The organism is Pseudomonas sp. S3_C06 (assembly GCF_054667675.1).
Window position 1 is genome coordinate 872,455 of record NZ_CP162747.1, and the last position, 23,314, is coordinate 895,768.

General features: G+C 60.8%; 18 protein-coding genes. 17 read left to right on the forward strand and 1 reads right to left on the reverse strand.

All coding sequences use genetic code 11. The features are described 5' to 3' along the window. Positions 1-35: 35 nt before the first annotated feature. Together AB4N44_RS03740 and AB4N44_RS03745 are read left to right on the forward strand one after the other, a co-directional pair. Positions 36-1,337, forward strand: a complete 1,302-nt coding sequence (locus tag AB4N44_RS03740) for a phenylacetate--CoA ligase family protein (protein WP_460110170.1) — start codon at positions 36-38, stop codon at positions 1,335-1,337. Further along, positions 1,325-2,263 (forward strand): GNAT family N-acetyltransferase, encoded by a 939-nt coding sequence (locus AB4N44_RS03745; protein ID WP_127927952.1) that lies wholly within the window; start codon positions 1,325-1,327, stop codon positions 2,261-2,263. Before AB4N44_RS03740 ends, AB4N44_RS03745 begins: the two co-directional genes overlap by 13 nt. Before the next feature lie 60 nt (positions 2,264-2,323). Here the strand turns inward: AB4N44_RS03745 and AB4N44_RS03750 are convergent, their stop codons facing one another. Continuing rightward, entirely contained in the window at positions 2,324-2,851 is a 528-nt protein-coding gene (locus AB4N44_RS03750) for a hypothetical protein (protein WP_127927954.1), read from the reverse strand. A gap of 380 nt (positions 2,852-3,231) precedes the next feature. Here AB4N44_RS03750 and AB4N44_RS03755 point away from each other — a divergent pair, with 380 nt between their 5' ends. From AB4N44_RS03755 to AB4N44_RS03825, 15 genes are all read left to right on the forward strand, one after another. After that, positions 3,232-5,223 (forward strand): methyl-accepting chemotaxis protein, encoded by a 1,992-nt coding sequence (locus AB4N44_RS03755; RefSeq protein ID WP_460110168.1) that lies wholly within the window; start codon positions 3,232-3,234, stop codon positions 5,221-5,223. A 323-nt stretch (positions 5,224-5,546) separates the two neighbouring features. Beyond that, entirely contained in the window at positions 5,547-5,993 is a 447-nt protein-coding gene (locus tag AB4N44_RS03760; protein WP_038368994.1) for a DUF411 domain-containing protein, read from the forward strand. Continuing rightward, positions 5,993-6,427: a YqaA family protein gene (locus AB4N44_RS03765; RefSeq protein ID WP_460111619.1), complete on the forward strand. Its 435-nt coding sequence runs from the start codon at positions 5,993-5,995 to the stop codon at positions 6,425-6,427. Before AB4N44_RS03760 ends, AB4N44_RS03765 begins: the two co-directional genes overlap by 1 nt. 87 nt (positions 6,428-6,514) lie before the next feature. Next, positions 6,515-7,564: an alpha/beta fold hydrolase gene (locus AB4N44_RS03770; protein WP_127927958.1), complete on the forward strand. Its 1,050-nt coding sequence runs from the start codon at positions 6,515-6,517 to the stop codon at positions 7,562-7,564. Between the two features lie 13 nt (positions 7,565-7,577). Next, the gene (locus AB4N44_RS03775) at positions 7,578-8,531 is read left to right on the forward strand and encodes a D-2-hydroxyacid dehydrogenase family protein (protein WP_460110166.1); all 954 of its coding nucleotides are present in this window, start codon (positions 7,578-7,580) and stop codon (positions 8,529-8,531) included. 620 nt (positions 8,532-9,151) lie between these two features. After that, entirely contained in the window at positions 9,152-10,738 is a 1,587-nt protein-coding gene (gene glgA / locus AB4N44_RS03780) for a glycogen synthase GlgA (RefSeq protein ID WP_460110165.1), read from the forward strand. A gap of 18 nt (positions 10,739-10,756) precedes the next feature. Further along, on the forward strand, positions 10,757-12,559 hold the full coding sequence (gene treZ / locus AB4N44_RS03785; protein WP_150752281.1) for a malto-oligosyltrehalose trehalohydrolase: 1,803 nt from the start codon (positions 10,757-10,759) through the stop codon (positions 12,557-12,559). After that, positions 12,556-14,634 (forward strand): 4-alpha-glucanotransferase, encoded by a 2,079-nt coding sequence (gene malQ, locus AB4N44_RS03790; protein WP_460110163.1) that lies wholly within the window; start codon positions 12,556-12,558, stop codon positions 14,632-14,634. Before treZ ends, malQ begins: the two co-directional genes overlap by 4 nt. Further along, a complete protein-coding gene (locus AB4N44_RS03795; RefSeq protein WP_460110162.1) occupies positions 14,631-17,399 on the forward strand; it encodes a malto-oligosyltrehalose synthase in 2,769 nt (922 codons plus the stop codon). Before malQ ends, AB4N44_RS03795 begins: the two co-directional genes overlap by 4 nt. 27 nt (positions 17,400-17,426) lie before the next feature. Further along, complete coding sequence (locus AB4N44_RS03800) at positions 17,427-17,741, forward strand: DUF2934 domain-containing protein (RefSeq protein ID WP_127927970.1); 315 nt, start codon at positions 17,427-17,429, stop codon at positions 17,739-17,741. A 224-nt stretch (positions 17,742-17,965) separates the two neighbouring features. Further along, a complete protein-coding gene (gene glgX, locus AB4N44_RS03805; RefSeq protein ID WP_127927974.1) occupies positions 17,966-20,125 on the forward strand; it encodes a glycogen debranching protein GlgX in 2,160 nt (719 codons plus the stop codon). A 1-nt stretch (position 20,126) separates the two neighbouring features. After that, positions 20,127-21,125, forward strand: a complete 999-nt coding sequence (locus AB4N44_RS03810; protein ID WP_460111616.1) for an acyl-CoA dehydrogenase — start codon at positions 20,127-20,129, stop codon at positions 21,123-21,125. Continuing rightward, positions 21,122-21,880, forward strand: coding sequence for a PIG-L deacetylase family protein (locus AB4N44_RS03815; RefSeq protein WP_460110161.1), 759 nt, complete (start codon positions 21,122-21,124; stop codon positions 21,878-21,880). Before AB4N44_RS03810 ends, AB4N44_RS03815 begins: the two co-directional genes overlap by 4 nt. After that, positions 21,877-22,476, forward strand: coding sequence for an SAM-dependent methyltransferase (locus AB4N44_RS03820; protein ID WP_460110159.1), 600 nt, complete (start codon positions 21,877-21,879; stop codon positions 22,474-22,476). Before AB4N44_RS03815 ends, AB4N44_RS03820 begins: the two co-directional genes overlap by 4 nt. Continuing rightward, positions 22,473-23,159: a glycosyltransferase family 2 protein gene (locus AB4N44_RS03825; protein ID WP_150752272.1), complete on the forward strand. Its 687-nt coding sequence runs from the start codon at positions 22,473-22,475 to the stop codon at positions 23,157-23,159. Before AB4N44_RS03820 ends, AB4N44_RS03825 begins: the two co-directional genes overlap by 4 nt. The last annotated feature ends 155 nt before the right edge of the window (positions 23,160-23,314 follow it).

Consider the following 23,314-nt stretch of genomic DNA (forward strand, 5'->3'; position numbering starts at 1 on the left):
TATCGCCTACGGCGGCCATCATCCAGGACAACATCATGAACACAACACTTGAGTTAAACGCGCTGGTCGCTTTTGCCCGTGAACATTCAAAGTATTACGCCAGACATTTGCATCACGTTACAGCGCAGGTCAGCACACTGGATGAACTTCCGGTCATCGATCCGCAACACTACTGGGCAACCAGCCAGAACTTCGACCAATGGTCCGTACTGACATCAACGGTTGAGCGCGCACTGGTGTTCAAGACCGGAGGAACATCCAGCGCCGGTAAACTTTCGGCATTTACCCGCGAAGAATGGCAGACACTTGTAAAAGACTTTGGCAGCCATCTCGGCAAACAACTGAATCCCGGAGACCGGGTGGCAAATCTGTTCTTTGTTGGCGATCTGTATGCCAGTTTCATTTTTATCCATGACGCACTGGCGCAGGAAACGGCGGGTGTCACCGAGTACCCGTTTACCGGTGATGTCGACCCTTTTGTGCTGGCAGATTCCATCCATCAGCACCGGATCAACGTGCTGGCCGGTGTGCCCGCGCAATTGCTGGCGTTCGCCGGCGTGCTGGAGCGCCAGGCGCAAACGCTGGTTGAAGTCGAGACCATACTTTATGGCGGAGAAAGCCTGTTCGCCGGTCAATTGCAGTTATTGCAGCGGGTGTTTCCCAACGCGCGGATCGCCTCCATCGGCTACGCCAGTGTCGACGCTGGTTTCATCGGCGCCACAAGCCGCGATTGCGCCTTGGGTGAACACCGGATGCTGGCCAGCCACAGCCTGCTGGAAATCGTCGACGAACACACCGGAGAAGTGATCGAAGAATGCGACCGCAGCGGGCGACTGCTGATCACCAACCTCACCCGTCGGCTGATGCCATTGATTCGCTACCCCGTGGGCGACCTCGCCTGTTGGCGAGAGCCGGCCACGGCGGCCATGCGCAAGTTTGCCTTGCTGGGCCGCAGCGCAAGCAGTCAGCGCGTGCGGGTAAGCAGCCTGACCCTGCTGGTCGAGGACATCACCAGAATCGTCCAGCGCAGCACCGCCAGCGACGACTGGCAACTGGTCATCAGCCAATCGGCAAACGTCGATATCCTGCGTCTGAAGTGGGTGCCCGACGGGCACAACGCCGAAAGCACTGACGCCGGAAAAACGCTGCACCGTGAGTTGATCGAGCATTACCCGCTGATGACGCAACTGTGCGTTGAGGGCCAACTTGAACTGCAGGTTGTCCATTGCACAACCGATGAACTCGCTCGACATCCGCGCTCCGGCAAGCGGCAACGAATCGTCGACCTGCGCATCTACGACACCCAACGCCCGGAGCAACGCCCATGGACGACTTGACGCTGCGCAGCTATCGAAGCACCGACGCCGGAGCTGTCAGCCGCCTGTTCCGGGAAATCTATGGTGATCACTACGTGCAGCCCCACGTGTATTTGCCGTTGATGATCAACCAGAACCATGGCGATGGAAGCTGGCATTCACTGGTGGCGCAGTCCGGCAAAAAAATCCTCGGTCACGCCACGTTATGCAGAAACCCCGGATCGTCCACGGCGGAACTGGCATTGAGCGTGGTCCATCCGTCGACCCGCGGGCAGAACATCGCCACGCAGTTGGGCTCTCGGCTATTGATCCATGCCCAGGCGCTGGGATGCCATGGCGTGACGATCAAACAGGTGACGCAGCATCCCTACACACAGCGCATGGCTGACAGGCTCGGTTTCTGCAGCAGCGGCTTGCTGCTCGACTATTGCCCCTCGCCGTTTGGCGAACCGCTGCCGGAGTCCATCGTCATCGGCTACACGCCGATTGATGGCTACCGACGACCGCTCCCGGCACTGCCATGGCCGCAAAGCTGTGCCAGGTTCATGGAGCATTTGTGCGGGGTATACGGGACACAGGACAAAGAGCCGCCCTGGGTGGGGCCGCAGATCCATGTCGAGCCCTGTACCGGGCGCTATGACGTCATGCTGAAAAAACTCGACAGCAGTCTGCTCAAGCAGCTTCAACGACTGCCTGCCCACTGGTTGATCTCGATTCGGCTAAGACTTGCAAACGGATTTGCCTGTGCCGTGGAGAGCCTGACGGCGATGGGTTTCACCTTCACCGGGATTGCCCCGAATGACCGCTGCGCGGGTTGGCTGGCGTTGTTTCATCGGGGCTATCGCCCGCGCTCGCTGGAGTTACATTGCCCGCACATGCAGCGTTTGCATGATCAGGCGCAATCGCAAATTGCAGCGCACGCCAAGGAGGCGTCGCCGCCGTCTTGAGCAAGGGCCGGCCCATCGGTATCGCCCGTTCAAACCATGAACGGGCGACAACTGATCAGCTTACGCCTTGGCCTTGACGCCCTGATCGACCGGTTTAGGCGCGTTGCCATCACCATAGTTCTTCAGGTTCTGCAGGACGTAGATCGCTTTCTTGAACTCGGGAATCAGGTTTTTGCCGTAGGCATTGCCATTGAGACCATTGTTCTGGATCGCGTCGAGTTGGGTGGCGAAATATTCCAGTGCGTTGAATTTCGCGTCGATGTCTTTGGTCACGCCAAAACGGTCGAACTTGTCCCCGGCGGCTTTCAACGTGAACGAGGTGACCTCGGAGATCAACCCGCGGCTACGCAGCATCTCGCTCAGATTACCCAATTGTTTTACCGAAACATTCGCCGGATCGAAGCCCTTGATCGCTTTGCGCATACCCTGCTTGTCCATTTCGGCAGTGTTCAGCGCGTTGGGATCGTTGCCGACCATGTTGAGCATCTGCTGCACTTTGACGCTCTGGCTGACTTGTTTCTTTGCGCCGGTGTCGCGTACCAGAAGTCCTGCCTTGGCCTGCCAGCCGCCAACGTTACCGATCGTCATGAGAAGACTCCCTGTGAAAAACCATAAAAATTCCGTGGGCAATGCCATCAATGGCCGCGAGTATCAGCGGGCGAACTGATGGCACCAACCTCTTTCTGCACATTTTTACAATTCTTGTACATTCTCGATACAAAAGCAAAACAGCCCGTAAACCTTGACCCAGAGCTGTCATGCCAATGCAACGAAAATGACTTTTTCTCGCGATCAGGCACGTTAGCCACAGCACCTGTATCGGGTCTGATACCGACCAGTCATCGGCACCGGTGTTTTTTAGGACGCCAGTACCTAAAGGTTCCCGGCACATCGACGATACGCTGTGGATACCCGCACTGTTTTACCCCTGCCCCCTAATAAGAAACGCTGCTCAAGGACCGGTCTCCATGCCCGCATTCCGTACTATTTCGGCTCGCTACACGCTGTTTCTGGTTCTGTTCATCCTGCTGCTGTCGGTGTTGACCGTGGTCGGCATCAGCCAATTGGTTGCCCCCAAACTGCGTCAGACCGAAGAACAGGTGGTCCTCAACCGCATCGCCGAAGTGGCCGAGCAGATTCAGGGCGAGTTGAACAAAGTGCAGGCGCAACAGCGCAGCATCACCCAGACGATTCCGCTGCTCGATAGCGCCGCCATCGACACGGTGTTGCCAGGCCTGGTCGATCAGTACGGCGAGTTGAAGGTGTTCGGCGGTGGGATCTGGCCGCTGCCGGGGCAGCGTGAGGCTGGGCGCAACAAATTCAGCACGTTCTGGCACCGCGATGCCTCGGGCAAACTGGCGGTGAATACATACTGGAACAGCGACGCTGCCCCCAACTATTACGACCAGAGCTGGTACAAGGGCGGCATGGCCACACCACGCGGCCAATGTGCCTGGGCGGCCGCATACAAAGATGACGCCAGTGCCGAGCCGCGCACCAACTGCGCCATGGCCATCCAGAAAAACGGCAGTGCCTGGGGCGTGTCGACCATCGACGTCACTCTCGGCTTCTTCAACGATCTGGTGGCGCGCAAGGAAAAAGACCTCAACGCCGAAATGCTCATCGTTGAAGCCGACGGCAAGATCATCAGTAACAGTTCACGCATCAGTGGCCCGATCGTGCTGAAGAACATCAGCGAACTGGCCGCCACTTCAACCTTTGCCAGCCAGGTCAAAGCCGGCCTGCAAAACCGCGATCAGGCTCAGCGCGTCGAGTTCAACAACAACGGTGATGCCAGCACCTTCTTCATGCGCCCGATTGAAGGCACGCCGTGGTTCCTCGCCACCGCCCTGCCGACAAAAATGCTCACGGCCCAGCGTGATGACGTCCTCAGCACCCTGAGCCTGTTGCAGATTCCGCTGGTGATCCTGCTGGTGCTGTTGCAGGTCTACGCGATTCGTCAATTGGTGCAGCGCATGAAAGCGTTGAAAGCCAACATCGACTTGCTGTCCAGTGGCGATGCCGACCTGACCCGACGCATTACCATTCGTGCCGAAGATGAACTCGGCGCCATCGGCCATTCGGTCAATACCTTCATCGCCTATCTGCAAAACATGATCGGCGAAGTCACCCAGGCCACCGGGGCCATGGCGTCGAGCCTCGACAACCTGCAACGCACCTCGGCGCACACCAGCCAGATTCTGCTGCGTCACGCCTCGGAAACCGATCAGACCGTTACCGCCATCACCGAGATGAGTTCGACGGCAGAAAGCGTGGCGCAGAATGCCGCCGAAACCGCCGCGTTCACCCAGCGCGCCAATGAAAACGCCGACCGCTCGCGCGTGGTCGTAGGCGAAGCGACCAACAGTGTCGTGGCGCTGATTGACGAAGTGGCCAGCGCTACACATAAAGTCGAAAACATGCAGCAGGACGCCCAGCGCATCACCGAGATCCTCGGGGTCATCGGTGCGATTGCCGGCCAGACCAACCTGCTGGCGCTCAACGCCGCCATCGAAGCGGCACGTGCCGGTGAACAGGGCCGGGGCTTTGCCGTGGTTGCCGATGAAGTTCGTGCCCTCGCCGCCCGCACGCAGGCCAGCACCTCGGAGATCAACGAGATGTTGACGCGCCTGACTCAAGGCGTGAGCTCATCGGTCAGCGCCATGGAAAACACTCAAGCCAGTTGCCAGTCCGCCGCCGATGCCACCGCACGGGTCAACTCGGGTCTGGATGAAATGGCCGGTTCGGTCAGCCATATCAACAGCCTCAGCACCCAGATCGCCACCGCCGCCGAGCAGCAAAGCGCGGTGACCGAAGAGATCAACCGCAGCATGGTGCAGATCCGTCACATGGTCGATGAGCTGGTGCAGAGCGGCAAAGCCAGCGAACTGAATACCCGCCAATTGCTCGAAGCCAATAGCCGGGTGAGCGCGATCATGGGGCGTTTCAAAGTCCGCTGATTCATGCAGGAATTTCTGCCAACCCGATAACCCCTGTGGGAGCGAGCCTGCTCGCGAAAGCGTCCTTTCAGTCACTGCATCCAGTGCCTGACACACTGCCTTCGCGAGCAGGCTCGCTCCCACAGGGTTCGACGGCGTTCACACCATCGCCAGATTGGCCACCTGACAACTTTGTCATCTCGCGCTCAGCAACCTGTCAGCCTTGATATACGATCATCCTGCCAGCCTGCCTTGCAACAACTGGAAACATTGCGTTGATGCCTGGCGGAAAAAACCGTTCAAAATGCGTTCTTTTTGACCGTCACCCGAGCCGAGGATCCGCTATGCGAACCCACCTGCGTCTGGTCGCCCTGAGCGCCCTGTTCATTTCCTCCCTGGCCCAGGCCGCCGATCTGATCCCGATCGAAGTGCACCGCGATGCCAACTGCGGCTGCTGCAAAAAATGGATCAGCCACCTCGAAGCCAACGGTTTCAAAGTCGACGATCACGTTGAAAGCGACATGAGCAGCTTCAAGCAACAACATGGCGTTCCGCCGCGTCTGGCCTCGTGCCACACCGCAATCATCAACGGCAAATTCGTCGAGGGCCATGTGCCGGCAGAACAAGTGCTGGCCCTGAGCAAGCGTGACGACCTGCTCGGCGTGGCCGCACCGGGCATGCCGATGGGTTCGCCGGGCATGGAAATGGACGGCATGAGCGATGCTTATCAGGTCATCGGCCTGAAGAAGGATGGCGCTGATGTAGTGGTGGCGGACTACCCGGCCCATTGATCGGCGCGGCTTACTTCGGGCTGTTCCTTGCCGCGTTCGGTGCAGCGACCTTGTTGCCGTTGCAGTCCGAAGCATTGCTGGTCGGGCTGATCGCCAGTGATCGCTACTGGCTGTGGGGATTGCTGGCCGTCGCGACGCTGGGCAACGTACTCGGCTCGCTGGTCAACTGGTGGCTGGGCCGTGGCATCGAGCGTTTTCAGGATCGGCGCTGGTTTCCGGTCAGCCCCGCGCACATGGCTAGGGCGCGCAAACACTATGAGCGCTACGGGCATTGGTCGTTGTTGCTGAGCTGGTTGCCGATCATTGGCGACCCGCTGACGCTGATTGCCGGCGTCATGCGTGAACCACTCGGGCGTTTCCTGTTGATTGTCACACTGGCCAAAGGCGCCCGTTATGGTGTGCTGGCCATGCTGACCCTGGGCTGGCTCGGTTGAACGATCAGGCGCAGGCATTGCCTGTGTTTAACGTCGCCATAATCCAGCCGTTCCAGCATCGGCCGATTTCAAACGGAGTTTGACCTTATGTCTGTCACGTTTTCCCGTTGGCTCCCCTCCCTGTTCCTCTGCGCCGCCCTGCCCTTGTCTGCGCAGGCTGCCGCGCCAGCCGAAGCAACGCCTGAAGGCCCGGCCTACGGTCCCGAACTGCAAGGCTTCGAATACCCTTACACGCTTAAACACTTTGCGTTTCAGTCTCAGGGCAAATCCCTGCAAATGGGTTACATGGACGTCGCCGCTCATGGCAAGGCCAATGGCCGCACCGTGGTGCTGATGCACGGCAAGAATTTTTGCGCAGCCACCTGGGACAGTTCGATCAAGGCCTTGAGCGAGTCCGGTTACCGGGTGATCGCGCCGGATCAGATCGGCTTCTGCACCTCGAGCAAACCCGACAATTATCAATACAGCTTCCAGCAATTGGCGACCAACACCCAACAATTGCTCAAAGCGCTGGGCATTCAGAAAGCCACGCTGCTCGGCCACTCCACCGGTGGCATGCTCGCCACCCGCTATGCCTTGTTGTTCCCGGAACAGGTCGAACAATTGGCATTGGTCAACCCAATCGGTCTGGAAGACTGGAAAGCCCTTGGCGTGCCCTATCGCACGGTGGATCAGTGGTATCAGCGCGAACTGAAAGTCAGTGCCCAAGGCATTCGCGACTATGAACGCACCACCTATTACGACGGCCGCTGGAAACCGGAATTCGACCGTTGGGTAGACATGCTCGCCGGCCTGAGCAAAGGCCCGGGCAAGACGCAAGTGGCGTGGAACTCGGCGCTGATCTACGACATGATTTTCACCCAGCCGGTGTACTACGAATTCAAGGACCTGAAGATGCCGACCCTGCTGCTGATCGGCACCTCCGATACCACCGCCATCGGCAAGGACCTCGCGCCGCCTGAGGTAAAAGCGAAAATCGGCCATTACGAAGTGCTCGGCAAACAAGTGGCCAAGCTGATTCCGCAGTCGACGCTGGTGGAATTTCCCGGCATGGGCCACGCGCCGCAAATGGAAGAACCGGCGCAGTTCCACAAAGCTCTGCTCGACTGGCTGAATACATCCAATCCCGTTCGTTGATGAGGTAAGGCTGATGGCGGTGCAGATTGCAGTAATCGATGACTGGCAGGACGTGGCCCGCGATGTGGTCGACTGGTCAGTACTCGATAGCCTTGGTGAAGTGACGTTCGAGCATGATTACCCGGCCGACAACGCCACACTGGCCGAGCGTCTCGGCCGGTATCAGGTGATCTGTGTGATGCGCGAGCGCACGCGGTTCGATGAAGACCTGCTCAAGCGCTTGCCCAATCTCGAATTGCTGGTCACTGGCGGCATGCGCAACGCGGCGCTGGACATGCAGGCCGCCGCAAAACTGGGCATCAAGGTCTGCGGCACCGACAGCTACAAGCATGCCGCGCCGGAGTTGACCTGGGCGCTGATCATGGCAGCGACGCGTAATCTGGTGAATGAGGCCAACTCCCTGCGCGCAGGCCATTGGCAACAGGGTCTGGGCGGCGACCTGCATGGCAAGACCCTCGGGATTCTCGGCCTGGGCAGCATTGGCCAGCGCGTCGCGCAGTTCGGTCAGGTGTTCGGCATGCGGGTGATTGCCTGGAGCGAAAACCTCACCGTCGAACGGGCTGAACAGGTGGGCGTGACGTACGTGAAAAAGCAGGCACTGTTCGAGCAGGCTGACGTGTTGTCGGTGCATCTGGTGCTCAGCGAGCGCAGTCGCGGTCTGGTCGACGCGCAGGCGCTGGGCTGGATGAAACCGACGGCCCTGCTGGTCAACACCGCGCGCGGGCCGATTGTCGATGAAGCGGCGCTGATCAAGGCGTTACAGAAACAGCAGATCGCCGGGGCGGCGCTGGACGTGTTCGAACAGGAGCCGCTGCCGGCCATGCACCCCTTTCGCACACTCGACAATGTGTTGGCGACGCCGCATGTCGGGTATGTCAGTCGGCAAAACTATGAGCAGTTCTTTTCGCAGATGATCGAGGATGTTCAGGCTTGGGCGGCTCGGGATCCGGTTCGCCTGTTGAATTAAGTCATACCGTAATCGCGGCGGTGTCATGGCCATCGCTTTCGCGAGCAGGCTCGCTCCCACATTGGATCTGTGCCAGGAACAGATTTTCTGTCCACTGAAGATCCCCTGTGGGAGCGAGCCTGCTCGCGAAGGGGCACTCACTGTCTCCCCATCAACAAACTGCCCGCACCACAACAGTGCAACCGCCCTCCTCGCTAGCACAGAATCGTGACCGCCCAGTCACCGTTTTGGCCCTCCCTCGCAGAAAAACCTGCACTTCGTCGGTGCGTTTCCCCCTCAAAAGTTCGGTTTGCGCGGCGTGCCAACCGATTGTCGAACAATTTACCCATTTGCTCTGGCCCGCTCTAGGATCTGGCCTAGACTGGTTTTTTCGGGGTACGACCTGTCGGTCACATTGCGGAAAAAAACTCGAAACTTTTGCGCAAAGCGGCGGGTCATCTGAAAGGCAGGGCCAAAGCGACTGGTGCAATCCTTGCAACGGCCCGTTCACCCATTCTGCTTGCGCGTGTTGGGTAGCGTTTGCTCACCGATGCGTGGCGCGTTTGCGCCCGGCCACAGGATTTGGCCATGGACATCGCTTGTTCAAGACAAGAATCAGATCAACGATACGGGAGATTCATATGATCAGTGCGGCATTGGATATTCAGGGAGAGCGTGCTCAGCAGGCGGTTGGTGAATCGAGCACCGTCAGTGTTCCCGGCAGCCGACAGATCAACGTCCCCGGCACCAAAACGCTGACTCCGGTAGCGAGCCAGAACCCCAACAAGAAAAAAGTGTTGTTCGTGACGTCGGAAATCGCCGACCTGGTGAAAACCGGTGGTCTGGGCGACGTCTCCGCTGCCCTGCCCCGCGCGATGGCCCATCTGCACGATGTTCGCGTGCTGATCCCCGGTTATCCGCAAGTGATGCACAGCGAGAATCCGATCCACATCATCGGCGAACTCGGCGGCCACGCCGCATTGCCACCGTGCAAGATCGGGCGCATGGACATGCCGGACGGTCTGGTCATCTACGTGTTGATCTGCCCTGAACTCTACGAGCGCGAAGGCTCGCCCTACGGCGCCAACAACGGTCGCGACTGGCCGGACAATCACATTCGTTTCGCCCGTCTCGGCCTGGCCGCTGCCGACATCGCCGCCAACCTCGCACAAATTCACTGGTGCCCGGATCTGGTGCACGCCCATGACTGGCCGGCCGGCCTCGCCCCGGCTTATATGCACTGGCGCGGGCAGCGCACGCCGACCCTGTTCACCATTCACAACCTCGCCTACCAAGGCGTGACCAGCCTCGGTTCCTGCCCTGAACTGGGGATTCCCAACCATGCCCTGCAGCAGGAAGGCATGGAGTTCTACGGCAAGATGTCGTTCCTCAAGGCCGGCATGGCCTATTCGAGTCACATCACCACGGTCAGCGCAACTTATGCGCAGGAAATCACCACCCCGGATTTCGGCTGCGGCCTCGACGGCTTTCTCGCCGCCAAGACTCAGCAAGGCTTGCTCAGCGGTATCCCCAATGGCATCGACGAGAGCTGGGACGCCGCCACCGATCCGCACCTGTTCGCACCGTTCGCCATGGGTGACTGGGAAGGCAAAGCGGTCAACGCCGCGCATGTGCGTGAACTGTTTGAATTGAATTACTCAGCAGGCCCGTTGTTCGCCGTGGTGTCGCGACTGGTTTATCAAAAAGGTCTGGACCTGACGATAGCGGTATCCGAGTACATCGTTAAAAACGGCGGCCAGATCGCCATCATCGGTCGTGGCGAACCGGAAGAGGAACAAGCCATGCGGGAACTGGCGCTGCGCTTTCCCGGGCAGATCGGCGTGCGCATTGGCTTCAATGAAACCGACGCCCGTCGGATGTTCGCCGGCAGCGATTTCCTGCTGATGCCCTCGCGTTACGAGCCTTGCGGTTTGAGCCAGATGTACGCCCAGCGTTTCGGCTCGCTGCCGGTGGCGCGCAACACTGGCGGGCTGGCCGACACCATTGAAAACGGCGTCACCGGTTTCCTCTTCGATGAATCCACCGCCGAAAGCTATCAGGAAGCCCTCAGTCGCGCGTTCAAGGTCTTCGCTTTTCCCGAACTGCTCAATGCCATGCGTTGCCGGGCGATGGCTGCACCGTTCAACTGGTGCAAAGCGGTTGAACCGTACGCCGAACTCTACGAACAACTGGTGGCCAAGGCGCTGGGTAAAGCTCACCACAAATAACCAGGGAGGTTCACCACGATGCCGTTACGGTCTACTGAAACCTGGCCCCACGGCGCGATCATGCTGGACGCCGAACACACACAGTTCGCGCTGTGGGCGCCGGATGCTTTTTACGTCAGTGTCGAACTTGAAAACGGCCAGTCTCTGCCGATGTTGTCTCAGGCCGACGGCTGGTTTGTAATCAAGGCCCGCTGTCCGGCGGGCACCCGCTACCGCTACAACATCGACGGCGAACTGGAGGTGCCCGACCCGGCCTCCAGAGCACAGGATGGTGACCTCGACCGCCACAGCGTGGTGGTCGATCCGCTGGCTTATCAATGGCGCCACAGTGCCTGGCACGGTCGGCCGTGGAGCGAAGCGGTGATCTACGAGTTGCACGTCGGTGCGCTCGGTGGTTTCGCTGAAGTCGAACAGCATCTTGCGCGCCTCGCGGGTCTGGGCATCACCGCCATCGAACTGATGCCTCTGGCGCAGTTCCCCGGCGACCGCAATTGGGGCTACGACGGTGTTTTGCCCTATGCCCCGCAAGCCTCCTACGGCACGCCGGAACAACTCAAGCACCTGATCGACAGCGCCCACGGTCATGGCTTGGCCGTCATTCTTGATGTGGTCTACAACCACTTCGGCCCTGACGGCAATTACCTGCACCGTTACGCCAAAGGCTTTTTCCGCGAGGACAAACACACGCCGTGGGGCGCGGCGATCGATTTCCGCCGCGACGAAGTGCGCGAATTTTTCATCGAAAACGCGTTGATGTGGTTGCTCGAGTATCGCTTCGACGGACTGCGCCTCGACGCCGTGCATGCCATCGAAGACCCGGACTTCCTCACGGTAATGGCCCAGCGCATCCGCGCGCAGATCGACCCGAGCCGGCATGTCTGGCTGACCGTGGAAAACGAACTCAACCAGTCGAGCCTGCTCGAATACGACTACGACGCGCAGTGGAACGACGACGGCCATAACGCCCTGCACGTCCTGCTCACCGGCGAAACCGACGCCTATTACGCCGACTACGCCGCGCAACCCACCGAACAATTGGTGCGTTGCCTGAGTCAGGGGTTTGTGTTCCAGGGCCACATCACCCGCCATGGCGAACCACGCGGCGAGCCCAGCGAACACCTGCCGTCGACCGCGTTCGTGCTGTTTCTGCAAAACCACGATCAGATCGGCAACCGCGCGTTCGGCGAGCGCCTGCATCATCTGGCCGATCCGCGCGCCGTGCAGGCAGCGACGGTGCTATTGCTGCTGTCACCGATGATTCCGCTGATGTTCATGGGCGATGAATTCGCCGCCGAACAGCCGTTCCTGTTTTTCACCAGTCACCACGGCGAACTGGCGGAGTTGGTACGCGAAGGCCGGCGCAACGAATTTGCCGCGTTCAGTGCCTTCACCGATCCGCACAAGCGTGAACGGATTCCCGACCCGAATGCCGAAAAAACCTTCCACACCTCGCAGCCAAGGTTGATTGGCCATGGCAGTGCAAAACAGCAGGAAAGCCTCGCGCTGTACCAGAAGCTTCTGCAATTTCGCCATCAATACATCATTCCCCATCTGTCCGGCACGCAAGCGCTCGGCGCCCATATGCTCGGTTATGGCGCGGTCAGTGCACGCTGGCGCCTGGGCAATGGCAGTGAGCTGCGAATTGACCTGAACCTCAGCGACACGCCAGTGGTCAACCCTCCACAGACCGAGGCCGTGTGGTTGTTTCAGCAGCCACCCACCGTCGATCTATCGGAATCGGGCGTACTGCCCGCGTATTGCGCGCTTGTCAGCCTCACGGCCGCAACCCCTTTGCAACCTCTGGATGGAGAGCGCCTATGAGCGATGCGCAACTGGAAATTCTCGCAAGCCGCGCCGGCCTTGCCGTCGACTGGATCGACGCCAACGGCCGCCCGCAAAAAGTCGCTCCGGCGGTGCTGCGCAATGTGCTTATCGGCCTCGGTCACCCTGCCAGCACGGCGCAGGAAATCGACGCCAGCCTGCTGGAACTGCAAGCGGTACAACAAGACCGCCATCTGCCGCCGCTGCTGACCAGCGATGTCGGGGTCGGCCTTGATCTGGGGCGTTACTTTGCGCCTGAAACCCCGTGTGAAATTCACCTTGAAGACGGTTCACGCCTGACCCTCAAACTGGATAGCGAAGCGGTGTTGCCGGGGCTGATCCCGGTCGGCTATCAACAAGTACACATCAGCGATCAGTATTTCACCCTGGCCGTGGCCCCGGAGCGCTGCTTCAGCGTCGGCGATGCGGTGGGTAATCCGATTCCCCGCGTCTGGGGCCTGAGTGCGCAACTGTATGCCTTGCGCCGCGCAGGCGACGGCGGCTTCGGCGACACTCAAGCACTGGAAGACCTGGTCCGTGTGGCCGGTGAGCGCGGCGCCGATGCCGTGGCGATCAGCCCGTTGCACGCGATGTTCAGCGCCGATACCGGACGCTACAGCCCTTATTCGCCGTCCAGTCGGCTGTTCCTCAATTCTCTGTATGCCGCACCGGGCGCGATTCTCGGTGAACGCGCCTTGCGCGATGCCATCGACGCGGCAGGTCTGACTGAACAGTTCGCGCAACTCGAAGACCTGAAACTGATCGACTGGCCGAGCGCCGCCGACGCCAAGCAAAAACTCCTGCAAGCCTTGTACGAAGGCTTCATCGCTGGTGACCACCCGCTGCACCCGGACTTCGCCAGTTTCCGCCATGCCGGCGGTGAAGCACTGGAAAACCACTGCCGTTTCGAAGCAATTCAGGAAATGCGCGCCGCCCGTGGCGAAAACCTCGACTGGCGGCAATGGCCGGAACACTGGCACGACCCGCGCGGTGCCGCGCTGGAAGCGTTTGCCGAGGAATACGCCGAGCGCATCGGCTACTTCGCTTTTTGCCAATGGCTGATCCACCGTTGTCTGGAACGCGCGCAAACCGCCGCACGCAGCGCCGGCATGGGCATCGGCCTGATCGCCGATCTGGCGGTGGGCGCCGACGGTGCTGGCAGTCAAGCCTGGAGTTTTCAGGATGAACTGCTCGCCTCGCTGACCGTCGGTGCGCCGCCGGACATTCTCAATCGCTCCGGGCAAGGCTGGGGGATTTCCGCGTTCTCGCCGGAAGGCCTGATCCGTAATGGTTTCCGTGCGTTCATTGACATGTTGCGGGCAAACTTCGCCCATGCTGGCGGCTTGCGAATTGACCATGTCATGGGCCTGCAGCGGCTGTGGGTGATTCCCAACGGCTCGGCACCTGCCGATGGCGCGTATCTGTATTACCCGGTCGATGACTTGCTGCGGTTGCTGTCCCTTGAGTCGCATCGCCACCAGGCTATCGTCCTCGGCGAAGACCTCGGCACCGTGCCTGATGGTCTGCGCGAAAAGCTCATCGCCCGCTCCATGCTCGGCATGCGCGTGTTGCTGTTCGAGCAGGACAACACCCATTTCAAACCAATCCTCGACTGGCCGGACAACGCGCTGGCAACGACCAGTACCCATGATCTGCCAACGCTCAACGGCTGGTGGCATGGCCGCGATATCGACTGGAATGCTCGATTGGGTTTTGTCGACGCCAACGGTGAAATCGAATGGCGGCATCATCGTCAGCGTGAGCGCGAAGGTTTGCGCAGCGCCTTGAGCCAGGACCCGCAAAACTTTCGCGAGGAATCCCACGAGGCCGATCAAGTGGTCGATGCCGCTGTGCGCTTCCTCGGCCACACCCGCGCGCCATTGGTGCTGTTGCCGCTGGAAGATGCGCTGGGCATCAACGAACAGGCGAATCTGCCGGGTACCATCGACACCCATCCAAACTGGTCGCGGCGCTTGCCCGGCACCAGTGAGGCGCTGCTCGACGGCGCCGATGCGGCGCGACGTCTGGAGTTGCTGGCCTGTGCGCGTCTCCAGGCTGCCGAGCGTGACCAATGAATCAAACGCTTATCCAGCCCCTGCGGGCGACCCTGCGGCTGCAATTTCATAAAGGTTTCAGCCTCGAACAAGCGGTGCCGTTGGTGCCGTACTTTGCCCGGCTCGGCATCAGCCACATTTATGCCTCGCCGCTACTCGCGGCGCGGGCCGGTTCCATGCACGGCTATGACGTGGTCGATCCGACCCAAGTCAACCCGGAGCTTGGCGGCGAGCCGGCGCTTCGGCGTTTGGTCAGCACCCTGCGCGAACACAACATGGGGCTGATCCTCGATATCGTCTCCAACCACATGGCCGTCGGTGGCAGCGACAACCCGTGGTGGCTCGATCTGCTGGAGTGGGGGCGGCTGAGCCCTTACGGTGAGTTCTTCGATATTCAGTGGCACTCGCCCGACCCGTTGATGGAAGGCCAATTGTTGCTGCCGTTTCTTGGCAGCGATTACGGCGTCGCGCTGCAGGACGGCACTCTGAAACTGCTGTTCAACCCACACACTGGCAGCTTTTACGTCGAGCACTACGACCATCACTTCCCGATCTGCCCGAATGACTACGGTGAGTTGCTCAAATCCGCAGACGTGCTGAAACCGCTGGCCGATCGCTTCAGCACCCTCAGTTATCAGACCGATGCCCACTCGCTGGCGATGCCGCTGAAAGAAGAGTTGCGGCAACTGGCGACGGATCCGTCAATCGCTGCAGCCATTGACAACAACCTGAAGCATTACGACTCAACCAGCGAAGAAGGCTTCCACAAACTGCATCAGTTGCTGGAGCGTCAGAGCTATCGCCTGGCCAGTTGGCGCACCGCAGCGGATGACATCAACTGGCGGCGCTTTTTCGACATCAACGAACTCGGTGGATTGCGCGTTGAACGTCCGGCAGTGTTTGAGGCCACCCACGGCAAGATCTTTCAGTTGATCGCTGAAGGGCTGGTCGACGGCTTGCGCATCGACCACATCGACGGCCTCGCCGACCCGCGTGGCTATTGCCGCAAACTGCGCCGGCGTGTCGATCTGCTGGCACCCGGCAGGCACTTGCCGATCTACGTCGAGAAGATCCTCGGCGCCGGCGAAACCCTGCACCGCGACTGGGCGGTGGACGGCACCACCGGTTATGAATTCATGAATCAGCTGTCGCTGCTGCAGCACGATCCCGATGGCGAACACGTACTCGGTGACCTCTGGCAACGCCGCACCGAACGGCCGGCTGCTTTCATCGAGGAAGCGCAACTGGCGCGCCAGCAGATCCTCAACGGTTCGTTGGCCAGCGATTGCGAAAGCGTCGCCCAAGCGCTGCTGCAAGTCGCCCGCGATGACCTGATGACTCGCGACCTGACACTCGGCGCGATCCGCCGGGTGTTGCAGGCGTTGATCGTGCATTTCCCGGTATACCGCACCTACATCAGCGCGATGGGTCGCTCCGAACAGGACGAAAGATTTTTCCAGCAGGCCATGGACGGTGCGCGGCAAACCCTCAGCGAAGCCGATTGGCCGGTACTCGACTGTGTCGCTGCGTGGCTCGGTGGCACGCCATGGCGGCACAAACCGCGCGGGCGTTCACGCAAAATCCTCAAACACGCCTGCGTACGCTTTCAGCAACTGACTTCACCGGCGGCGGCCAAAGCCGTGGAAGACACCGCGCTGTATCGCTCGGCCGTGCTGCTGTCGCGCAATGACGTCGGCTACAACACCGAGCAGTTCAGTGCCCCGGTCAGCGACTTTCACGCGGTCAATCAGCAACGGCTGAACGAGTTCCCCGACAACTTGCTGGCCACCGCCACCCACGATCACAAACGCGGTGAAGACACCCGCGCGCGTCTGGCCGTGCTCAGCGAGCGCAGTCATTGGTATGCGGAGCAGATCGAATTGTGGCGCGCCCTCGCCCGTCCTGTTCGGGTTGACGATCAGATGCCTTCGACCGGCGATGAGCTGATCCTCTATCAAGCGTTGCTCGGCAGTTGGCCGTTGCAATTGCGCGATGACGATCAGGCAGGAGCAGCCGACTACGCCAAACGTATCTGGCAATGGCAGCAGAAAGCCCTGCGTGAAGCCAAGCTGCAAAGCAGTTGGAGCGCACCGAACGAAGCCTATGAAAACGCCGCGCAGGCGTTCACCGAAAAACTCCTCACCGGAGAGGAAGGCGAACTGCTGCGCGCCGCGCTGAGCAAGACCGTCAACAGCATCGCCGCTGCCGGGGCGCTTAATGGTTTGGCGCAAACCTTGCTGCGCATGACCGTGCCGGGGGTGCCGGATCTGTATCAGGGCAACGAGTTCTGGGACTTCAGTCTGGTCGATCCGGACAACCGCCGGCCGGTGGATTACGCCGCTCGTGAACACGCCTTGCAGGAGCCATTACCACCTGTGGAGTTGCTGGCGAACTGGCGTGACGGACGCATCAAGCAAGGCTTGATCGCCCAAGTGCTGAACCTGCGTGTCGAGCATGCCGAGTTGTTCCGCCGGGGCAGCTACCAGCCCCTGGAAGTGCTCGGCAGTCAGGCGCACAACGTGCTCGCGTTTGCCCGTGAGCACGAGGGCAAGCAGGCCATCGTGATCGTGCCGATCCGTTGCGCAAACTTGCTGGAAAACGGTGCTGTACCTCAGGTCGATGCGCTGCGCTGGGGCGATACGCGGGTGGTTTTACCGTTCGCCGCCTCTGACACAAACCTGAAGGGACTTTTTTCAAGCACAGCAGTCACAAAAAACAGGGAGCTGAATATCAGCGACGCGCTGGGGGATGTCCCGGTCAATCTCTTTATCCAACACTTAACGTAAGCACGAGTTCAGTTCAGGAGCATTGCGATGAGTACCGACGATAAACGCATTCGCGAATTCGCCTATCAAATCTGGGAATCGGAAGGTCAGCCCGACGGTCAGGAAGCACGCCATTGGGAGATGGCGCGCAAACTGGCTGAAGCAGAAGCGCTGGCGCCGAAGAAGCCACCGAAAGCCGCTGGCAGCAAAACCGCGGGCAAGACTGCCGAGGTCAAAGCGCCGGCCGCCAAACCGAAACCGGCGGCCAAGGCCAAACCGGCCAGCGCCGCCAAAGTGATTCCCCCGGGCGAAAAAGCCGCTGAGAAAAAGCCCCGAGCGCCGCGAAAGCCTTCGGCGATCTGACGCTAACCGGATTATTGAACTGAATGAATGTGTGGCGGGTTCGCTCGCCACCGAGGGCGCGTTCGTCCTCAAGAAACCCACCAATCCCCTGTAGGAGTGAGCCTGCTCGCGATAGCTATCTGACATTCAACATTGATGTCGCCTGATAGACCGCTATCGCGAGCAGGCTCACTCCTACAGGGGGATGTGTAAGCCCAGAAATTACCCGTTTTGCAGGAGCAATCATGACCCGTCCAAAAAAAGCCGAGCCCACCGCGCACGCCGAGCCGTCGAGAATCCGTGAAGGCCTGCCCTTCCCGCTCGGTGCGACCTGGGATGGGCTGGGGGTCAACTTCGCGCTGTTTTCCGCCAACGCCACCAAAGTCGAACTGTGCATCTTCGACGACGCCGGCGAAGTCGAACTGGAGCGCATCGAACTGCCGGAATACACCGACGAGATCTACCACGGCTACCTGCCCGATGCGCATCCGGGGCTGATCTACGGCTACCGTGTCTACGGCCCTTACGACCCGGCCAACGGTCACCGCTTCAACCACAACAAATTGCTTATCGATCCCTACGCCAAGCAACTGGTTGGCGAACTGAAATGGTCGGAAGCGCTGTTCGGCTACACCATCGGCCATCCCGACGCCGACCTCAGTTTCGATGAACGCGACAGCGCGCCTTTTGTGCCCAAATGCAAGGTCATCGACCCGGCGCACACCTGGGGCAATGACCACCGCGTCAGCGTGCCGTGGGACAAGACCATCATTTATGAAACCCACGTGCGCGGCATCAGCATGCGCCACCCTTCTGTACCGGAGAACGTGCGCGGCACCTTCGCCGGGTTGATGGTCGACGATGTGCTTGAACACATCCGCAAGCTCGGCGTGTCGACGGTCGAGCTGCTGCCGATCCACGCCTTCGTCAACGACCAGCATCTGCTGCACAAAGGCATGACCAATTACTGGGGCTACAACAGCATCGCCTTCTTCGCCCCGGACCCGCGTTATCTGGCCAGCGGCAAGATCGCCGAGTTCAAGGAGATGGTCGCGCACCTGCACGAAGCCAACCTCGAAGTGATCCTCGACGTGGTCTACAACCACACCGCCGAGGGCAACGAACAAGGCCCGACCCTGTCGATGCGCGGCATCGACAACGCCTCCTACTACCGCTTGATGCCCGACGACAAGCGCTTCTACATCAACGATTCCGGCACCGGCAACACGCTGGACCTGAGCCACCCGTGCGTGCTGCAAATGGTCACCGACTCGTTGCGTTACTGGGCCAGTGAGATGCATGTCGACGGTTTCCGTTTCGACTTGGCAACCATTCTCGGCCGCTATCACGATGGCTTCGATGAACGTCACAGCTTCCTCGTCGCCTGCCGCCAGGACCCGGTGCTGCGTCAGGTGAAAATGATCGCCGAGCCGTGGGACTGCGGCCCCGGCGGTTATCAGGTGGGTAACTTCCCACCGGGCTGGGTCGAGTGGAACGACAAGTTCCGCGACACCGTGCGCGCCTTCTGGAAAGGCGACGACGGTCAGGTCGCCGATTTTGCCAGCCGCATGACCGCCTCCGGTGAGATGTTCAATCAGCGTGGGCGGCGGCCGTATTCGTCGGTGAACTTCATCACCGCCCACGACGGTTTCACCCTCAACGATCTGGTCTCGTACAACGACAAGCACAACGAAGCCAACGACGAGAACAATCAGGACGGCAGCAACAACAACCTGTCGTGGAACCACGGCGTCGAAGGCCCGACCGACGATCCGGAAATCAATGCCCTGCGCCATCGGCAGATGCGCAACTTCTTCGCCACCCTGCTGCTCGCCCAAGGCACACCGATGATCGTCGCCGGCGACGAATTCGCCCGCACCCAGGACGGCAACAACAACGCCTATTGCCAGGACAGCGAGATCGGTTGGGTCAACTGGGACCTCAGCGAGGACGGCAAGGCACTGCTGAAGTTCGTCAAACGTCTGATCAAGTTGCGCCTGACCTATCCGATCCTGCGTCGCGGGCGCTTCCTGGTCGGCGAGTACAACGAGGACATCGGCGTCAAGGACGTCACCTGGCTGGCACCGGACGCCACCGAGATGACCACCGAACACTGGCACGACGCGCACAACCGTTGCCTGGGCATGCTGCTCGATGGTCGCGCCCAGGAAACCGGGATTCGCCGCAAAGGCGCGGATGCGACGCTGCTGCTGGTGGTCAACGCGCACCACGACATCGTCAACTTCACCTTGCCGGAAGTACCCGACGGTGGTTTCTGGACATGCATGGTCGACACCAATCAGCCGTCGATTCGCGGTCAGGAACGCTTCGAGTTCGGTCACCAATACTCGGTCACCGGGCGCTCGCTGCTGCTGTTCGAACTGCAACGTGATGAAGAAGATTGATATGGATCTGCACAGTTATCTGACCCGACGTCCAGCGGATTATCCGCACACCGCAGCCCTCGGCAATTGCCTGCGGGCGCTGGTCGAGGCCGGGCTGGATCGCCTGCCGCTACCGGGCAGTGGCCACACGCTGGAGCGTTTTCAGTGTTTGGCGGAGGTCGGCGGACATGATCTGGGCTTGTGCAAACTGTTCGAAGGCCACACCGACGCACTGGCGATCATCGAGCAATTGGGCGGTACGCCGACACCGGGCAGCACTTGGGGCATGTGGGCAGCGGAACCGCCGCAAGCGCGGGTCAAGGTCAGTCCGGCCGGGCACATGGTCGCGCTGCACGGACGCAAGGCGTGGTGCTCCGGCGCCGCCGTGCTCAGCCATGCCTTGCTCACCGCGTGGGATGCCGATGATCAGCAACAACTGGTGGCCGTCGCCCTCGACCAACCGGGCGTGACCATCACCGAGCAAGGCTGGCAAGCCGTGGGCATGGGCGCCACCGGCAGCGTTGAAGTGCTGTTCGACGGCGCCGAAGCACAGGCCATCGGCAACCCCGGCGACTATCTGCAACGTGCGGGTTTCTGGCAGGGCGGGATCGGCATTGCTGCATGCTGGTACGGCGCCGCGCGGCAAATCGCCGAAGCGTTGCGCAGCCATTGTGGACAACGCCCGGAACCCCACGCCCTCGCCCATCTCGGCGCAGTCGACAGTGCCTTGCAGGCGGCCGTCGATGTGCTGCGTTTCAGCGCCCTGCACATCGATGCACACCCCGAGGACAACGCCGAATTGCTCGCCCGTCGGGCCCGCGCGGTGGTCGAGCAGTCTGCCGAACAGGTGATGCGTGAGGTTGGTCGCGCCCTCGGTGCCGGACCGTTTTGCAAGGATCGTCACTTTGCCCGGCTCAGCGCCGACCTGCCGGTGTTCTTGCGTCAGAGTCATGCCGAACGTGATCTGGCGGCGCTCGGGCAAATGGTTGCCGGGCAATCCGCGGAGGCATGGGCGCTATGAAAATCAATCCGATTGTCGGTCAGGGCACGAGCCTGCATCAATGGCAGGCTTCGCGGCATCTGGCGGAGCTGGACAGCATCGACATCCTCAGTCTGGTGCCACCGGGCGCACGGGCAGTCATTGTCGCGCCGCACCCGGACGACGAAGTGCTCGGCTGTGGTGGCTTGCTGCAATTGCTCGCGGCTGCTGGCCGGCCTTTGCAATTGATTTCGGTGACCGACGGCAGCGCCAGTCACCCTGGTTCCAGTCGCTGGCCGGTGGAGCGACTGAGCGTGGTGCGCCCACAGGAATCTGCCGAAGCGCTGCGCCGACTCGGTCTGCCGATGCATCGCGTGAAGTGGCTGCGCGGCGGCTTCACCGACACTCAGGTCGCGGCGCAGGAAGCCGAACTGGTCGATTTCATCGAGCGTCACCTGCGTCCCGACGACGTGCTGTTCACCACGTGGAGCGAGGACGGCCATTGCGACCACGAAGCCGTCGGCCGCGCCAGTGCCGAAGCCGCGCGCCGGGTCGGTGCGAGCTGCCATGAATTGCCGGTGTGGACGTGGCACTGGGCAACCCCGGAAGACGCCTTCGTACCGTGGCAACGGGCGCGCAAGATTCTCCTGACGCCAGCGCAAGTCGCACGCAAGCGCCACGCGGTGTACGCCTTCGCCAGTCAACTGGAAGGCGACCCTGACGCCGGACTCGGCCCGGTGCTCGCGCCGTATGTGCTCGATCGCCTCTTACAGCCCTTCGAAGTGGTGTTTCTATGAGTGTCGAGGATCGCTATTTCGACGGCCTGTTTGCCGGAAACGACGACCCGTGGGCGTTCCGCGAACGCTGGTACGAGCAGCGCAAACGCGCGATCACCCTCGCCGCCCTGCCGCGTCCGCACTATCGGGCGATCTTCGAACCGGGCTGCGCCAACGGCGAGTTGAGCGCCGAACTCGCCGCCCGTTGCGATCGCTTGCTGTGCTGCGACACTGCCAGTGCCGCAGTGACCTTGGCGCGCACGCGTTTGAGTCTGTTCGAACACGCCGAAGTGCGGCAAAACCGTCTTCCCGGCGACTGGCCGGAGGAAAAATTCGACCTGATTGTATTTAGCGAGATCGGCTACTACCTCGACGGCGAAGATCTGACAGAAGTGATCCGTCGGGCCAGTGATTGTCTGACTGCCGGCGGCCAGTTCCTCGCTTGTCACTGGCGTCCGCCCATCGACGGCTGCCCGCTGAATGCCCGGCAGGTTCACGACCTGATCCACGAAAAACTGCAGCTGCCACGGCTGGTTTTGCATCAGGAAGCGGACTTCATTCTTGAGGTGTGGAGCCGTGAACCGCGCTCGGTGGCGGCACTGGAGGGTTTGCGATGATCGGCATTCTGATCCCGGCACACAACGAAGAAGACCTGCTCGACGAATGCCTCAGCGCGGCCATGCGCGCCAGCCGGCATGGCTTGCTGGCCGGCGAGCGCGTCGAAGTGCTGGTGGTGCTCGACAGTTGCACCGATCGCTCGGCGCAGATTGTCAGCGGCTATCCGGTGCTGAGCCTGCACATCGACGCGCGCAATGTCGGTCAGGCCCGCGCGGCTGGCGCACAGCTGTTGCTGGAGCGCGGCGCGCGCTGGATCTCCTGCTCGGACGCCGACAGCCGCGTCGCCGATGACTGGCTGGTGGCACAACTGGGGTTGGGTGCAGACGCAGTCTGCGGTACCGTCACCGTCGAGCACTGGCACGAGTCATTCGATGCCGCGGCGCAAATCCGCTACCACCGGCATTACCGTGCCTGCGATGGCCATCGGCATATCCACGGCGCCAATCTGGGCATCAGTGCCGACGCCTATCGCTGGGCTGGTGGCTTCAAACCGCTGGCGTGCGACGAAGATGTGCAATTGGTGCGGGAGCTGGAACTCGACGGCGCGAACATCGCCTGGAGCCATCGCCCGCAAGTGCTGACCAGCGCTCGCTTCGACAGCCGTGCGCGCGGTGGCTTTGGTGACTATCTGCGAAATCTGGCACAGATAGAGCAAAAAAAAGCGGATCAGATTGATCTGTGACGCGACGAATTTAGCTTCATGAGCAATACTCTGCTGCGCGGCAATCCAGGGTTTGGAGCGTCGCTGGGCAATCAACCAGCCTTCACGGGTCGGTAGCGTCGGGCAATCACTGTCACGCGCACGACTGAGGGCGAGTCAACACAAGGACGTCATAT

What these genes read in the sequence shown, in the direction of transcription:
- AB4N44_RS03740 (WP_460110170.1), top strand. Translation starts at nt 36, where the DNA reads ATGAACACAACACTTGAGTTAAACGCGCTGGTCGCTTTTGCCCGTGAA.
- AB4N44_RS03745 (WP_127927952.1), top strand. Translation starts at nt 1,325, where the DNA reads ATGGACGACTTGACGCTGCGCAGCTATCGAAGCACCGACGCCGGAGCT.
- AB4N44_RS03750 (WP_127927954.1), bottom strand. Translation starts at nt 2,851, where the DNA reads ATGACGATCGGTAACGTTGGCGGCTGGCAGGCCAAGGCAGGACTTCTG.
- AB4N44_RS03755 (WP_460110168.1), top strand. Translation starts at nt 3,232, where the DNA reads ATGCCCGCATTCCGTACTATTTCGGCTCGCTACACGCTGTTTCTGGTT.
- AB4N44_RS03760 (WP_038368994.1), top strand. Translation starts at nt 5,547, where the DNA reads ATGCGAACCCACCTGCGTCTGGTCGCCCTGAGCGCCCTGTTCATTTCC.
- AB4N44_RS03770 (WP_127927958.1), top strand. Translation starts at nt 6,515, where the DNA reads ATGTCTGTCACGTTTTCCCGTTGGCTCCCCTCCCTGTTCCTCTGCGCC.
- AB4N44_RS03775 (WP_460110166.1), top strand. Translation starts at nt 7,578, where the DNA reads ATGGCGGTGCAGATTGCAGTAATCGATGACTGGCAGGACGTGGCCCGC.
- glgA (WP_460110165.1), top strand. Translation starts at nt 9,152, where the DNA reads ATGATCAGTGCGGCATTGGATATTCAGGGAGAGCGTGCTCAGCAGGCG.
- treZ (WP_150752281.1), top strand. Translation starts at nt 10,757, where the DNA reads ATGCCGTTACGGTCTACTGAAACCTGGCCCCACGGCGCGATCATGCTG.
- malQ (WP_460110163.1), top strand. Translation starts at nt 12,556, where the DNA reads ATGAGCGATGCGCAACTGGAAATTCTCGCAAGCCGCGCCGGCCTTGCC.
- AB4N44_RS03795 (WP_460110162.1), top strand. Translation starts at nt 14,631, where the DNA reads ATGAATCAAACGCTTATCCAGCCCCTGCGGGCGACCCTGCGGCTGCAA.
- AB4N44_RS03800 (WP_127927970.1), top strand. Translation starts at nt 17,427, where the DNA reads ATGAGTACCGACGATAAACGCATTCGCGAATTCGCCTATCAAATCTGG.
- glgX (WP_127927974.1), top strand. Translation starts at nt 17,966, where the DNA reads ATGACCCGTCCAAAAAAAGCCGAGCCCACCGCGCACGCCGAGCCGTCG.
- AB4N44_RS03810 (WP_460111616.1), top strand. Translation starts at nt 20,127, where the DNA reads ATGGATCTGCACAGTTATCTGACCCGACGTCCAGCGGATTATCCGCAC.
- AB4N44_RS03815 (WP_460110161.1), top strand. Translation starts at nt 21,122, where the DNA reads ATGAAAATCAATCCGATTGTCGGTCAGGGCACGAGCCTGCATCAATGG.
- AB4N44_RS03820 (WP_460110159.1), top strand. Translation starts at nt 21,877, where the DNA reads ATGAGTGTCGAGGATCGCTATTTCGACGGCCTGTTTGCCGGAAACGAC.
- AB4N44_RS03825 (WP_150752272.1), top strand. Translation starts at nt 22,473, where the DNA reads ATGATCGGCATTCTGATCCCGGCACACAACGAAGAAGACCTGCTCGAC.